The 12737-nt window shown below is 68.5% G+C and carries 10 protein-coding genes; 7 read left to right on the top strand and 3 right to left on the bottom strand.

The window, feature by feature from the left end; genetic code table 11:
- The first annotated feature begins 9 nt into the window (after positions 1–9).
- The 6 genes from ACWKV7_RS16860 to glsB all read left to right on the top strand — a co-directional run bounded on the left by ACWKV7_RS16860 (position 10) and on the right by glsB (position 7137).
- Positions 10–2838 (top strand): xanthine dehydrogenase family protein molybdopterin-binding subunit, encoded by a 2829-nt coding sequence (locus ACWKV7_RS16860; RefSeq protein WP_483858851.1) that lies wholly within the window; start codon positions 10–12, stop codon positions 2836–2838.
- Positions 2831–3370, top strand: a complete 540-nt coding sequence (locus tag ACWKV7_RS16855) for a (2Fe-2S)-binding protein (RefSeq protein WP_483858850.1) — start codon at positions 2831–2833, stop codon at positions 3368–3370. Before ACWKV7_RS16860 ends, ACWKV7_RS16855 begins: the two co-directional genes overlap by 8 nt.
- 1 nt (position 3371) lies before the next feature.
- Complete coding sequence (locus ACWKV7_RS16850) at positions 3372–4577, top strand: c-type cytochrome (protein ID WP_483858849.1); 1206 nt, start codon at positions 3372–3374, stop codon at positions 4575–4577.
- Position 4578: 1 nt separating this feature from the next.
- Positions 4579–5550 (top strand): XdhC family protein, encoded by a 972-nt coding sequence (locus tag ACWKV7_RS16845; RefSeq protein WP_483858848.1) that lies wholly within the window; start codon positions 4579–4581, stop codon positions 5548–5550.
- 35 nt (positions 5551–5585) lie between these two features.
- The gene (locus ACWKV7_RS16840; RefSeq protein WP_483858847.1) at positions 5586–6155 is read left to right on the top strand and encodes a nucleotidyltransferase family protein; all 570 of its coding nucleotides are present in this window, start codon (positions 5586–5588) and stop codon (positions 6153–6155) included.
- 70 nt (positions 6156–6225) lie between these two features.
- On the top strand, positions 6226–7137 hold the full coding sequence (gene glsB, locus ACWKV7_RS16835; RefSeq protein WP_483858846.1) for a glutaminase B: 912 nt from the start codon (positions 6226–6228) through the stop codon (positions 7135–7137).
- A 168-nt stretch (positions 7138–7305) separates the two neighbouring features.
- On the opposite strand, the gene ACWKV7_RS16830 is transcribed toward glsB, so the two are convergent.
- The 3 genes from ACWKV7_RS16830 to ACWKV7_RS16820 form a co-directional block, all read right to left on the bottom strand.
- Complete coding sequence (locus tag ACWKV7_RS16830; protein WP_483858845.1) at positions 7306–8061, bottom strand: substrate-binding periplasmic protein; 756 nt, start codon at positions 8059–8061, stop codon at positions 7306–7308.
- 256 nt (positions 8062–8317) lie between these two features.
- The gene (locus ACWKV7_RS16825; RefSeq protein WP_483858844.1) at positions 8318–9754 is read right to left on the bottom strand and encodes an alanine/glycine:cation symporter family protein; all 1437 of its coding nucleotides are present in this window, start codon (positions 9752–9754) and stop codon (positions 8318–8320) included.
- Between the two features lie 422 nt (positions 9755–10176).
- A complete protein-coding gene (locus ACWKV7_RS16820) occupies positions 10177–11601 on the bottom strand; it encodes an aspartate ammonia-lyase (RefSeq protein ID WP_483858843.1) in 1425 nt (474 codons plus the stop codon).
- Positions 11602–11791: 190 nt separating this feature from the next.
- Between ACWKV7_RS16820 and ACWKV7_RS16815 the strand changes: the two genes are divergently transcribed.
- The gene (locus ACWKV7_RS16815; protein WP_483858842.1) at positions 11792–12700 is read left to right on the top strand and encodes a LysR substrate-binding domain-containing protein; all 909 of its coding nucleotides are present in this window, start codon (positions 11792–11794) and stop codon (positions 12698–12700) included.
- The last annotated feature ends 37 nt before the right edge of the window (positions 12701–12737 follow it).

Here is a 12737-nt window from a genome sequence, read left to right as displayed (position 1 = left end):
GGAATCGTCATGTCCGAAATGCAACTGTCCCGTCGCGCCTTCCTGCAGCGCGCGATCATCGCCGGCATCGGCGTGGCGGTGGCGCCGCTCGGCAGCCGCGCCTTCGCCGCGCTGTTCGAGGCGCAGGTCACCGCCAATCCCCAGCCCTGGTATGCCGACGGCCAGGCCCGAGGCCGCATCGACGGCGCCGCCAAGGCCAGCGGCGCCAAGGTCTTCGCCCGCGACATCCGCGCCCAGGACATGCCCGGCTGGCCGCAGCGCCAGGGCCATGCCCTGCTGCTCAAGGCCACCGACACCGCGCGCCTGTACCAGGGCCTGGACCTGTCCCTGCTGGGCGCCGAGCTGCAGCCCGACCGCCTGGTGACCGCCGCCGACCTGGCCCGCGACCGCATCCGCTTCCCCTGGGGTTATGACCTCGACCCGCTGCTTCCGGAGGGCCAGGTGGCGATGTTCATCGGCCACCCGGTGGCGCTGCTGATCTGGCACGACTTCGAGCGCTACCGGCAGGCGAAGAAGCGCCTGCAGTTCAACCAGCAGGCGATTCGCTACGGCGCGGCGGCCGCGCCGTTCCAGTCCGCTCCCTACGGCAGCTTCCGCTTCGTGCGCGTTGGCGGCGACGATCCCTACCAGCCGGACCAGTTCTCCAGCCTCAAGGACAGTCTGCTGTTCCCGGCCATTCGCGAGCGCAAGCCGACCTGGCCGCAGGGCGCCAAGCTGACCGGCGACCTGACCCAGCAGGGCCTCTACCACGCCGAGCGCATGCGCGAGCAGCTGGAGCAGCCGCCCGAGGACTGGCTGGTGTTCGACGAGCGCTACAGCAGCCAGTCCATCGAGCCGGCGGCGCTGGAGGCGGACAACGGCAACGGCTGGTACGACGCGGCCAGCGGCACCCTGCATTTCGTCGTCGCCACCCAGTGCCCGTTCGAGAACGCCGAACAGCTCGCCCACCTGCTCGCCGCCTCGCGCTTCAAGGCCGCCAACCTCAACCTGCACCCCGGCTACACGGTCGGCTACGGCTCCAAGGACAACAACATCTTCGTCTTCTACGCGGCCCTGGCGGCGCTGTATGGCGACGGTGTGCCGGTGCGCCTGGCCAACGACCGCTACGAGCAGTTCCAGAGCGGCATCAAGCGCCATCCGTTCGACATGCGCTACCAACTGGCGGTGGACAGGCGCGACCACAGCTTCCGCATCTTCCGCGCCGACATGAGCCTGGACGGCGGCGGCCGGCCCAACTACAGCGCCGTGGTGGCGGCGGTCGGCGCCACCGCCGCGCAGTCGATCTACTACCTGCCGCAGAGCGACCTGAGCGCCACCGCCTACTTCTCCCGCGCGGTGGAAGCCGGCTCCATGCGTGGCTTCGGCACCCTGCAGACCATGGCCGCCACCGAGATGATGGTGGACGAGCTGGCCGAGCGCCTGGGCGTGGACGCCATCGCCCTGCGCCAGAAGAACGTGCTCAAGTCCGGCATGAAGAACACCCAGGGCGCGATCCCGGCCGGTGCCCTGCGCCTCGACGAAATCCTCGAAAAGGCCGCCGAGCACGAGCTATGGCGGACTCGCCATGAGCGCAAAAAGCGCTTCGATGCCGAGGACCCGGACCATCTCTACGGCGTCGGCTTCGCCATCTGCCAGAAGGACTTCGGCACCGGCTCCGAGGCGCCGATGGCCAGCCTCGAGTTCAGTGCCGACGGGCGCATCCGCCTGCGCCACATCGGCATCGACATGGGCACCGGCATGGCCACCTCCCAGGCCCTGCTGGTGGCCGACTGGCTCGGCCAGCCGGCCGACGAGATCAAGACCGGCGAGGTGGATTGGCCGGAGCTCGCGCTGACCACCAGCGGCAACCCCTACCTGATCAGCCAGGCCGAGCAGGACGCCGCGCTGGCCAACCCGCGCTGGGTCGGCAAGCTGGCCTCGCCGTCCTCGGCGTCCAATTCCGCCTACTACCATGGCCACGCCACCCGCGAGGCGGCACGGGTGCTGTTCAACCACGGCCTGTGGCCGGCGGCGCTGCACATCTGGGGCCAGGGCATCTACGGCGGGTTGGCCAATCCCTATGTGGTACGCCGGGAGAACGCCCACTGGGTCGATGGCAAGCTCACCGCCGACGGCCTGCCGCCGATCCCCTTTGCCCTGCTGGCGCACAAGGCCCATGAGCTGGGGCTGGTCACCGGCGTCAGCGTGCATGGCTTCAATCGCTGGAGCTGGGCCGAGGCCGAGTTCGCCATCGACGGCAGCCGCGAGGGCCTGCCGCTCGACGCCCTGGCGCTGAAGTACGGCGACGGCGCGCCGGCGGCGAAAAAGGTGCAGATGCGCAGCCACGGCTTCCACCTGCTCGACCGTCTCAGCGTGAAATACCCGGACACCCAGCTGAACAACGCCATGGTCACCTACTACAGCCCGGTGGCGACCCTGGTGGAGGTCAAGGTGAACAAGGGCAGCGGCGAGGCGCGGGTGCTCAACCACCACTCCTGGCTGGAATGCGGCCGGGTGATCGTGCCGGAGCTGGTGCTCGGCCAGCTCGAAGGCGGTATCGCCATGGGCATCGGCCACGCCCTGCTGGAGGAAATGCCGCTGTATGAAGGCGGCCCCGGCGACGGCACCTGGAACTTCAACCGCTACCGTCTGCCGCGCGCCAAGGACGTGGCCGTGTGGTCGCAGAGCGCGGAGATCCTGCCGCCGCTGTCTCCCAGCGATCCGGCCAAGGGTATCGCCGAGGTGGTGATGATCCCGGTGGTCGCCGCCATCGCCAACGCCGTCGCCCATGCCACCGGCAAGCGGCTGCGTGATCTGCCCCTCTCTTCCGCGCGTATCAAGGAGGCCCTCGATGCCTAAGCGTCCCCTGAGCATGATCGTCAACGGCCAGGCGGTCGGCCCGCTGGAGGTGCCGGACGACCTGCCGATGATCGAATTCCTCCACGAGCACCTGAACCTCACCGGCTCGCGCCTCGGTTGCGGCCAGGGCGTGTGCCGCGCCTGCGTGCTGATCCTCGATAACCCGGACGGCACCAGCGAGGAAATGCGCACCTGCATCACCGGCGCGCATTTCTTCCACGGCAAGCGCGTGCGCACCATCGAAGGCCACGCCCGGCGCGACGCCAACGGCCAGGTCGTGGAACTGAGCGCGGTGCAGCAGAAGTTCGTCGAGCGCTTCGCCTTCCAGTGCAGCTATTGCACGCCCGGCTACGTCAACGCCGCCACCGTGCTGGTGGAGAAGCTGCAGCGCCAGCCGGCCAAGCGCAGCGAGCTGGAGCGGGAGATCGAGGCGGCCCTCGGCGAGCACATCTGCCGCTGCACCGGCTACGTGCGCTACTACCAGGCGGCCCGCGAGGTGCTGGAAGACCTCGATCTGCTCCGGGAGGGTTGAGATGCGCGCCTACCTGCTTCTCGCCCTGCTGCCCCTGGCCACCAGCGCCGCCACTGACGAGCTGATCGAGCACGGCCGCTACCTGGCCCGCGCCGCCGACTGCGTGGCCTGCCACACCGCCGAGGGCGGTGCGCCCTATGCCGGCGGCTTTCCCATGCAGTCGCCCTATGGCGTGATCTACGGCACCAACATCACCCCGGACCCGCAGCACGGCATCGGCCACTACAGCGCCGACGACCTTTATCGCGCACTGACCCAGGGCGAGCGCCCGGATGGCACCCAGCTCTATCCGGCGATGCCCTACACCTCCTACCACCTGATGCGCCGCGAGGACTCCGACGCAATCTACGCCTACCTGATGAGCCTGGAGCCGATCGCCCGGCCCAACCGGTCATCCGAGCTGAGCTTCCCCTACAACATTCGCACCGGCATGAACGCCTGGAATCTGCTCTACGCCGACCGCGTGCAGCTGCGAGTGGGCGAGGGCAAGAGCGAATCCTGGCAACGCGGCCAGTACCTGGTGGAAGTGCTCGGCCACTGCGGCGAGTGCCACACCCCGCGCAATGCCGTCGGCGCGCTGGACCAGGAACGCCGCCTGGCCGGCGCCGAACTGCTCGGCTACGAGGCGCCCAGCCTGCTCGCCGAGGACCTGGCCGAGCGCGGCTGGAGCATCGACGACCTGGCCACCTTCCTCAAGCACGGCATCAGCGCCCAGGGCTCGGTGTTCAACGAGATGTACCCGGTGCTGCACCACAGCACCCAGTACCTGCCCGAACAGGACCACCGCGACATGGCCACCTACCTGCTCGGCGACCAGCCGCCGCCGGCCAGGCGCATCACCCCGCGCCCGCCGGCCGAGTTGAGCGACAGCGGCCGGCGCGGGCGACAGGACTACCTCAACCTCTGCGCCGGCTGCCACGGCAGCGAAGGCGAAGGCATTCCCCACGTCGCCGTGGCCATGGCCGGCAACAGCACCCTGCGCCTGCCCGACCCGCGCAACCTGCTGCGGGTGATCGACGATGGCATCCAGGAGCAGCAGTTCACCGGCTTCAAGCGCATGCAGCCGATGCCCGGCCTGCGCGACAAGCTGGACGACCGCCAGCTCGCCGACCTGCTCGACTACCTGCGCCAGACCTGGGGCGGGCTGGACGGCGAAGTGCCGCGCGAACGGGTCGGCGAACTGCGCGCCGCCGGCGGAGGGCACTGAGGTGCAATCGCTCGACGCCCAGGTGCTGCAGCGCGCGCTGGAGTGGTCGCGGGCCGGCCAGCGCATCTGGCTGTGCACCGTGCTCGCCACCTACGGCTCGGCCCCGCGTGCGCCCGGCTCGCTGCTGGTGGCCAACGCTGCCGGACAGTGGCTCGGCTCGCTGTCCGGCGGCTGCGTGGAAGACGACTTGCTGGAGCGCCTGCGCGACGGCGAATTCGCCGAGCCGGCCTGCCTGCTGCGCTACGGCGACGGCAGCGAACCACGGGCGCCGATCCGCCTGCCCTGCGGCGGCGTGCTGGAGGTGCTGGTGGAAAACCTGCCGGCCGACTGCGCGGTGCAGGCCCACCTGGGCGAGCTGCAAGGCGCGCTGCGCGGCCAGCGCCGGCTGCTGCGCGAAGTCTGCCTGCGCGATGGTGCCCGTCGTGTGAGTGACGACCGCGAGCAGGGCCCACGCATCGAGCGCCATGGCGACTGGCTGCATATCCGCGTCGGCGCCGCCCAGCGCCTGCTGCTGGCCGGCTATTCCAGCGTCGCCCAGGTCTGCGCCGAGTTCGCCCTGGCCCTGGGCTACGAGGTGATCCTCTGCGATCCGCGCGACGAGGTGCTGGAAGGCGTCTCGCTGCCCGGCGTGGAAATCCGCCGCGAACTGCCCTCCGAGGCCATCCGCGCCGGCCTCTGCCACACCGACACCGCCGTGCTGGCGCTGACCCACGACCCGCGCATCGACGACCTGGCGATGATCGAGGCGGTACGCACGCCAGCGTTCTACATCGGCGTGATGGGCTCGCAGGCCACCAGCGCCAAGCGCTTCGAACGCCTGCGCCGCAGCGGCGGCTTGTGGGACGCCGAACTGGCGCGCATCCACGCGCCCATCGGCCTCAACCTGGGCAGCAAGACCCCGGCGGAAATCGCCCTGGCGGTGCTCGCCGACGTGCTGCGGGTGCGCAATGGCATCGGGCGCGAGGCGCTATGAAGGGCAAACCCCCATCGCACTCAGTGCCTGTGAGCATGCAACACGTCACCGCCCTGATTCTCGCCGCCGGCAGCGCCCGCCGCTTCGGCAGCGACAAGCGACGCGCCCGCCTGGCCGACGGCCGCTCGCTGCTGGCCGCCACGTTGCAACTGGCCCACGCTCACTTTGCCGAGGTGGCGGTGGTGCTGCGCCGTGAAGACGACGCTCAGGCCCTGGGCATCCCTCCAGGCACGCGCATCGTCCACTGCGCCGAGGCTGACTTGGGCATGGGCCACAGCCTGGCGGCCGGCATGCGCGCGCTGTCTGCCAGCCCGGCGCAGGCCATCGCCGTGTTGCTCGGCGATATGCCCTGGATCTTGCCATCCAGCCTGGACGCGTTGACCGCGCAGGCCACCGCCGAGCGCATCGTCTACCCGTTGGTGGGCGGCCAGCGCGGCCATCCGGTGCTGTTCGGCCGCCGTCACTGGCCGGCGCTGCTGTCCCTGACCGGCGATAGCGGCGCTCGCACGCTGTTACGGGAGCGAGGCGATGCCTGCCTGGCGCTGCCGCTGGACGACCCCGGCCTGCTGCGCGACGTGGATCACCCCGCCGATCTCGACCTGTGATGGCCCCCGCCTGGCAAGCGTCTAGCACTGCATTGGCGCGGGCGGTTCCGCGCGTGGTGCGAGTGACGCTATGCAAGCCTTGTTGCAGGAAATTCTCGAAGACGTGCGGCCGCTGCTCGGCAAGGGCAAGGTAGCCAGCTACATCCCGGCGCTGGCCGAGGTATCGGCCAACCAACTGGGCATCGCCGTCTACGGTGTGGACGGCCAGGTGCATATGGCGGGCGATGCGCAGACACCGTTCTCGATCCAGAGCATCTCCAAGGTGTTCAGCCTGGTCCAGGCGATTCAGCATTCCGGCGAGGACATCTGGCAACGCCTCGGCCACGAGCCGTCCGGCCAGCCGTTCAATTCGCTGGTGCAGCTGGAACTGGAGCGCGGCATTCCGCGCAACCCCTTCATCAATGCCGGCGCCCTGGTGATCTGCGACATCAACCAGTCGCGCTTCGCCGCGCCGGCGTTGTCCATGCGCGATTTCGTCCGGCGCCTGAGCGGCAATCCGCTGATCGTCTCCGATGCCAAGGTCGCCGACTCGGAATACCAGCACCGCGCGCGCAACGCGGCGATGGCCTACCTGATGCAGGCTTTCGGCAACTTCCACAACGACGTCGAGGCGGTGCTGCACAGCTACTTCCACCACTGTGCGTTGGCGATGAACTGCGTCGACCTGGCCCGCGCCTTCGGCTTCCTCGCCAACCAGGGGCTGTGCCTGCACAGCGGCGAGCAGGTGCTGAGCCGGCGCCAGACCCAGCAGGTCAACGCCATCATGGGTACCAGCGGCCTGTACGACGAGGCCGGCAACTTCGCCTACCGCGTCGGCCTGCCAGGCAAGAGCGGGGTGGGTGGCGGTATCGTCGCGGTGGTGCCGGGGCAGTTCACCGTCTGCGTGTGGTCGCCGGAACTGAACCCCGCCGGCAACTCCCTGGCCGGCATGGCGGCGCTGGAGCAACTGAGCCAGCGCATCGGCTGGTCGGTGTACGCGTAGGGCGGACCCCGGCCCCTGCCAGGCGAATGAATTCGAGCCCCCTCAGCCTTGAGCGGTGAATTCCGTCCTTCCCGGTGCCTGGCGGGTGAACCCCGCCATGGCGTCCGCTGCTGGGAATGACAGGTCGTAGCCGCGCCAAGCGCCTGCCGGCCGGCCCGCCCTACAGGCTCAGCACAGCTCCGGATTCTTCTGGCAGGTGCCGTAGCCCTCGCTGCGCATGCTGTCGAGGGCGGCTTGCAGGCGGGTGATCACCTCGTCCGGGGTGTCCTTGTTGAGGGCCAGGTAGAGGTCGGAGGTGTGGAAGCTGAGCACGGTGTGCAGGCCGGTGGCGCCGGCTTCCTTGGCGTAGTAGCGCCACACCGGGTCGGAGGTGGCCCAGAGGTCTATCTTGCCGCGCTGCAGCTTGTGGATGTTTTCCTGGTCGCGCAGCGCGTTTTGCGGCTGGAAGCCCAGGCGCTCAAGGTGCTGGCTGACGGCGGCGCTCTTGTAGGCGCCGATGCGGTAGGCCTTGGCCTGGTCGAGGTTGGCGACTTTCAGGCCGCTTTCCTCGGTGGCGACCAGCACGCTTTCGTACTGGGCGATTGGCCCGACCCACTTGAACAACGGCTTGCGCTCGTCGGTCAGCGAGGTGGAAAACAGCCCATGGTTCGGCGTCTCCATGGTCTGCTTGTAGATGCGCGCCCAGGGGAAGCGCAGGGTCAGGCTGTAGTCGATGCCGGCTCGGCGGAACATCTCGCGCACGGTGATGGCGCTGAGGCCCTTGATGTTCTCGTCGCGGGCGAAGTTCTTGCCGTTCTCCGCCATGTTGAACGGCGGGAAGTTCTCGGTGAGCAGGATGACGCGGTAGTCGCTGGGCAGTTCGGCGTGGGCACCGAACGCGAGCAGCAGACCGAACAGCAGGGAGAAGGACAGGTGACGGCGCATGGATGACGACTCCGAAAAGGAAAATCCTCGCGGCCAGCCGCCAGGCCCGTAGGTCGGGGCTGAGCGCAGCGTAAACCCGGAGCCTGGGGTCCGGGGCCGTACGTCCGGTGTGCGCCGCATTGCGCGGCTGAGTCCGGGTGACGCGTTGCGAAATACCAGGCCCCGCTAGCACGTCTGGTTTGCCGACACGGATGTGCCAGCGGGGCCTGGAACAGGGTGGCCGGCGGAGGTCATCCAGCCGGCCGGGGAGCGGGGATCAACGCTGGTGCTGGGCCGCAGCGATGTGGATGCCGCGGATTTCCGGCTTGGCGCCAGGCCAGGCTTCCGGGTCCAGGTCCAGATCGGCGTAGTCCTGCGGATTGAACACCGGCTGCTCGACGCCAGCCTTGATCTGCGCATCGTAATCGCGCATCAGGCGCAGGCCGACCTTGAACAGCAGCGCCAGGGCCACCAGGTTGGCCAGGGCCAGCAGGCCCATGGTCACGTCGGCGAAGGCGAACACGGTGCCCAGGTCCTGCATCGCACCCCACAGTACCAGCGCGATCACCAATACCCGGTAGACCATGATCGGCTCGCGCTTCTTGCTGAAGAAGCCCAGTGCGTTCTCGCCCAGGTAGTAGTTGTAGATGATAGTCGTGAAGACGAACACCAGCAGCGCAACGCTGATGAATACCCGGCCCCACTCGCCGACCGAGGCCGCCAGGGCGGTCTGGGTCAGAATCACGCCACCCATTTCCATGCCCGGCTGGTAGACGCCCGAGAGCAGGATGATCAGCGCGGTGCAGCTGCAGATGATCAGGGTATCGATGAACACGCTGAGGGACTGCACGATGCCCTGCGCCGCCGGGTGCTTGACCTCGGCCACCGCTGCCACGTTGGGCGCGCTGCCCAGGCCGGCTTCGTTGGAAAACAGGCCGCGCTTGACGCCCATCATGATCGCCGCGCCGATGCCGCCGGCGAAGGCCGGCTCCAGGCCGAAGGCGCTCTTGACGATCATCGCCAGGGTTTCCGGCACGCGGTCGACGTTGCCGCCGATGACGAACAGCGCCACGGCGATGTACGACAGCGCCATCACCGGCACCAGCACGTCGGCGAACTGGGCGATGCGCTTGACGCCGCCGAGGATGATCAGGCCGACCACCACGGTGAGGGCGATGCCGCTGATGTAGGTCGGCACGTTGAAGGTGTCGTGCAGCGAGCTGGCCATGGTGAAGGACTGCACGGCATTGAAGCCGAAGCCGAAGGTCACCAGCAGCAGCAGCGAGACGACGATGCCCAGCCAGCGCTGGCCGAGACCGTGCTCGATGTAGAAGGCCGGGCCACCGCGGTAGGTGCCGTCATCGGCCTTGCGCTTGTACAACTGGGCCAGCGAGCACTCGAAATAGCTGGTGGCCATGCCGACCAGGGCGACGACCCACATCCAGAACACCGCACCTGGTCCGCCGAGGGTGATGGCCACGGCCACACCGGCGATGTTGCCGCCGCCGACACGGCCGGCGACCGATAGCATCAGGGCCTGGAACGAGCTGAGATGGCCCGGCTTGCGCTGGAAGGCTTCGCCGAAGATGCGAAACATGCTGCCGAAGTAGCGGAACTGAACGAAACGCGAGGCGACCGTGAAGAACAGGCCAAGACCGATCAGCATGACGATCAGTAGCTTGCCCCAGAGAAGGTCGTTGATAACGTCGAGCATGGGGGGATATCTCCCTTTGTTTTGCTTGTGGGACTGGCGCGGCTCGCGGGTAGCGGGGCTGCGCCGGAAACTGCCGGAGCTGTCCGGTGTCGCCGGACAAGTGCAGTGGTTTGGGTATCGGCCGTAAATGGGCGCACCGAGCCGTGGCTCGGGTGTTCCGGGGCCTGGCTATGCCGGCTTAGCTGACCGCCGCGAACGACTGGCGTTCCGGCCGGCAACCGCGGCTCCGACCGCGGGGGCGCGAAGGATACAGGGAGAGTGGGCGAGGCGTATTGTGTTGTGCATGGATTCACCAGTCATTGTTGTTATCGGGGCCGTCTGATGCGGCCTTGGTGGAGCCATCTGCCAAAGGCAAATAAGGGCGGGCCGGCGCGTCGGTGCCGGCCCGGCCGCGCCTCCCTGCGCGGCTCAAGCGATGAGCGTCAGGGCTTCAGCGGGGCCAGGCGCGGCGCGATCATGTTTTCCGGGCGCAGGATGTCGGCCAGCGTGGCTTCGTCCAGCAGGCCCTCTTCGCGCACCAGCTCCAGCACGCCACGGCCGCTTTCCAGGGCCAGCTTGGCGATGCGCGTGGAGTTCTCGTAGCCGATGTAGGGGTTGAGTGCGGTCACCAGGCCGATGGAGCTTTCCACCAGTTCGCGGCAGCGCGCTTCGTTGGCGGTGATACCGACGATGCAGTGTTCGCGCAGCATGTCCATGGCGCGCTGCAGCAGGCGGATCGAGTCGAAGATCTTGTAGGCGATCAGCGGCTCCATCACGTTCAGTTGCAGCTGGCCGCCCTCGGCGGCGAGGGTCAGCGCCAGGTCGTTGCCGATCACCTCGAAGGCGACCTGGTTGACCGCTTCGGGGATTACCGGGTTGACCTTGCCGGGCATGATCGAGCTGCCCGGCTGGCGCGCCGGCAGGTTGATCTCGTTGATCCCGGTGCGCGGGCCGCTGGAGAGCAGGCGCAGGTCGTTGCAGACCTTCGACAGCTTCACCGCCAGGCGCTTGAGCATGCCGGAGAACAGCACGAAGGCGCCCATGTCGGAAGTGGCTTCGATCAGGTCGGCGGCCGGGGTCAGCGGCTGGCCGCTGATGGCCGCCAGGCGCGCCACTGCCAGATGCTGATAGCGCGGGTCGGCGTTGATGCCGGTGCCGATGGCGGTGCCGCCCAGGTTCACTTCGGTGAGCAGGGTCGGGGCGAGCAACTTGAGGTGCTGCAGGTCCTCGCCGAGGGTGGTGGCGTAGGCGCGGAATTCCTGGCCGAGGGTCATCGGTACCGCGTCCTGCAGCTGGGTGCGACCCATCTTCAGTACCTGGGCGAACTCGACGGACTTGCCCGCCAGCGCCTGGATCAGGCTGTCGAGGCTGGCCAGCAGCGAGTCGTGGCCGAGCAGCAGGCCCAGGCGAATGGCCGTCGGGTAGGCGTCGTTGGTCGACTGCGCCATGTTCACGTCGTTGTTCGGGTGCAGGAACTGGTACTCGCCCTTGGCGTGGCCCATGGCTTCCAGGGCGACGTTGGCGATCACCTCGTTGGCGTTCATGTTGGTCGACGTGCCGGCGCCGCCCTGGATCATGTCCACCACGAACTGATCGTGGAAATCGCCGCGCACCAGCCGCGCACAGGCCTCGCTGATCGCCGCATGCTTGGTCGCCGACAGGTGGCCGAGCTCATGGTTGGCGTCCGCCGCGGCCTGCTTGACCATGGCCAGGGCGACCACCAGCTTCGGGTAGTGCGACAACGGCACCCCGGACAGGCGGAAGTTGTTCACGGCGCGCAGGGTCTGGATGCCGTAGTAGGCGTCGGCGGGGACTTCGAGGGTACCGAGCAGGTCTTTTTCGACTCGGAAGGATGCAGCGATGGACATGATGGGGACGATCTCGGGGGAAGCGCTGGCAGTCGCGCAATGCCCACTAGACTAAGGTTGCAAGCCCGACGGCGGCCAATGCCATTAAATGCTGGCCCATGCACAAACGGCATAATGCGGCTGTGACGCCAGGATCGCGGCGAGCGTATAGGAAGGCATGCGCCGTGCGAGCGAGGCCGGAGGAGGCCCTATGAACCTGGAGATGAAATGGCTGGAGGACTTCAGTGCCCTGGCCGCCACCCGGAGCTTTTCCCAGGCCGCCGAGCGCCGCTTCGTCACCCAGCCGGCGTTCAGCCGACGCATCCGCGCGCTGGAGGAGGCGCTGGGCCTGACCCTGGTCAACCGCGCGCGCACGCCGGTGGAGCTTACCGAGGCCGGCCAGCTGTTCCTGGTCACTGCTCGCAGTGTGGTCGACCAGCTCGGCGAGGTGGCGCGGCACCTGCACCAGCTGGAAGGCCAGCAGGGCGAGGTGCTGCAGTTCGCCGCCGCCCACTCGTTGACCCTCGGCTTCTTCCCGGCCTGGATCGCCCGCCTGCGCCGCGCCGGCCTGCCGCTCTCCACCCGGCTGGTGGCGACCAACGTCGGCGAGGCCGTGCACGCCCTGCGCGAAGGCGCCTGCGACCTGATCCTGGCCTACTACGACCCGGATGCGGCGCTGCAGATGGACCCGGAAATCTTCCCCTCGCTGCACCTGGGGGTGACCTCCATGCAGCCGGTCTGCGCGGTGGACGAGACCGGCCAGCCGCTGTTCGACCTCGACGGTGGGCAGAGCGTACCGCTGCTGGCCTATAGTGCCGGGGCCTTCCTCGGCCGCTCGGTCAACCTGCTGCTGCGCCAGCGCGGCCTGCGTTCGACCACCGTGTACGAGACGGCAATGGCCGACAGCCTGAAGAGCATGGCCCTGCAGGGCCTCGGCGTGGCCTGGGTGCCGCAACTGTCGGTGACCCATGAGCTGGCCCGCGGCGAACTGGCGGTCTGCGGCGGCACCCACTGGCACGTGCCGCTGGAGATCCGCCTGTACCGCTGCGCCCTGCAACGCAAGCCGGCGGTGCGCCGGCTGTGGCGCGAGCTGGAGGCGGGTGTCGCCAGCCAGGGCTAGCTCGGCGGGGCGAATGTGACGGCGGGCAAGGCTGGAT

Source organism: Zestomonas ipomoeae, assembly GCF_057128665.1.
This window is presented reverse-complemented; position numbering and strand designations above follow the sequence as displayed.

Bases quoted from the DNA above. Each gene is read 5' to 3' on its own strand.
- ACWKV7_RS16855 (WP_483858850.1), top strand. From the start codon at position 2,831: ATGCCTAAGCGTCCCCTGAGCATGATCGTCAACGGCCAGGCGGTCGGC.
- ACWKV7_RS16860 (WP_483858851.1), top strand. From the start codon at position 10: ATGTCCGAAATGCAACTGTCCCGTCGCGCCTTCCTGCAGCGCGCGATC.
- ACWKV7_RS16825 (WP_483858844.1), bottom strand. From the start codon at position 9,754: ATGCTCGACGTTATCAACGACCTTCTCTGGGGCAAGCTACTGATCGTC.
- ACWKV7_RS16815 (WP_483858842.1), top strand. From the start codon at position 11,792: ATGAACCTGGAGATGAAATGGCTGGAGGACTTCAGTGCCCTGGCCGCC.
- ACWKV7_RS16830 (WP_483858845.1), bottom strand. From the start codon at position 8,061: ATGCGCCGTCACCTGTCCTTCTCCCTGCTGTTCGGTCTGCTGCTCGCG.
- ACWKV7_RS16840 (WP_483858847.1), top strand. From the start codon at position 5,586: ATGCAACACGTCACCGCCCTGATTCTCGCCGCCGGCAGCGCCCGCCGC.
- ACWKV7_RS16820 (WP_483858843.1), bottom strand. From the start codon at position 11,601: ATGTCCATCGCTGCATCCTTCCGAGTCGAAAAAGACCTGCTCGGTACC.
- glsB (WP_483858846.1), top strand. From the start codon at position 6,226: ATGCAAGCCTTGTTGCAGGAAATTCTCGAAGACGTGCGGCCGCTGCTC.
- ACWKV7_RS16850 (WP_483858849.1), top strand. From the start codon at position 3,372: ATGCGCGCCTACCTGCTTCTCGCCCTGCTGCCCCTGGCCACCAGCGCC.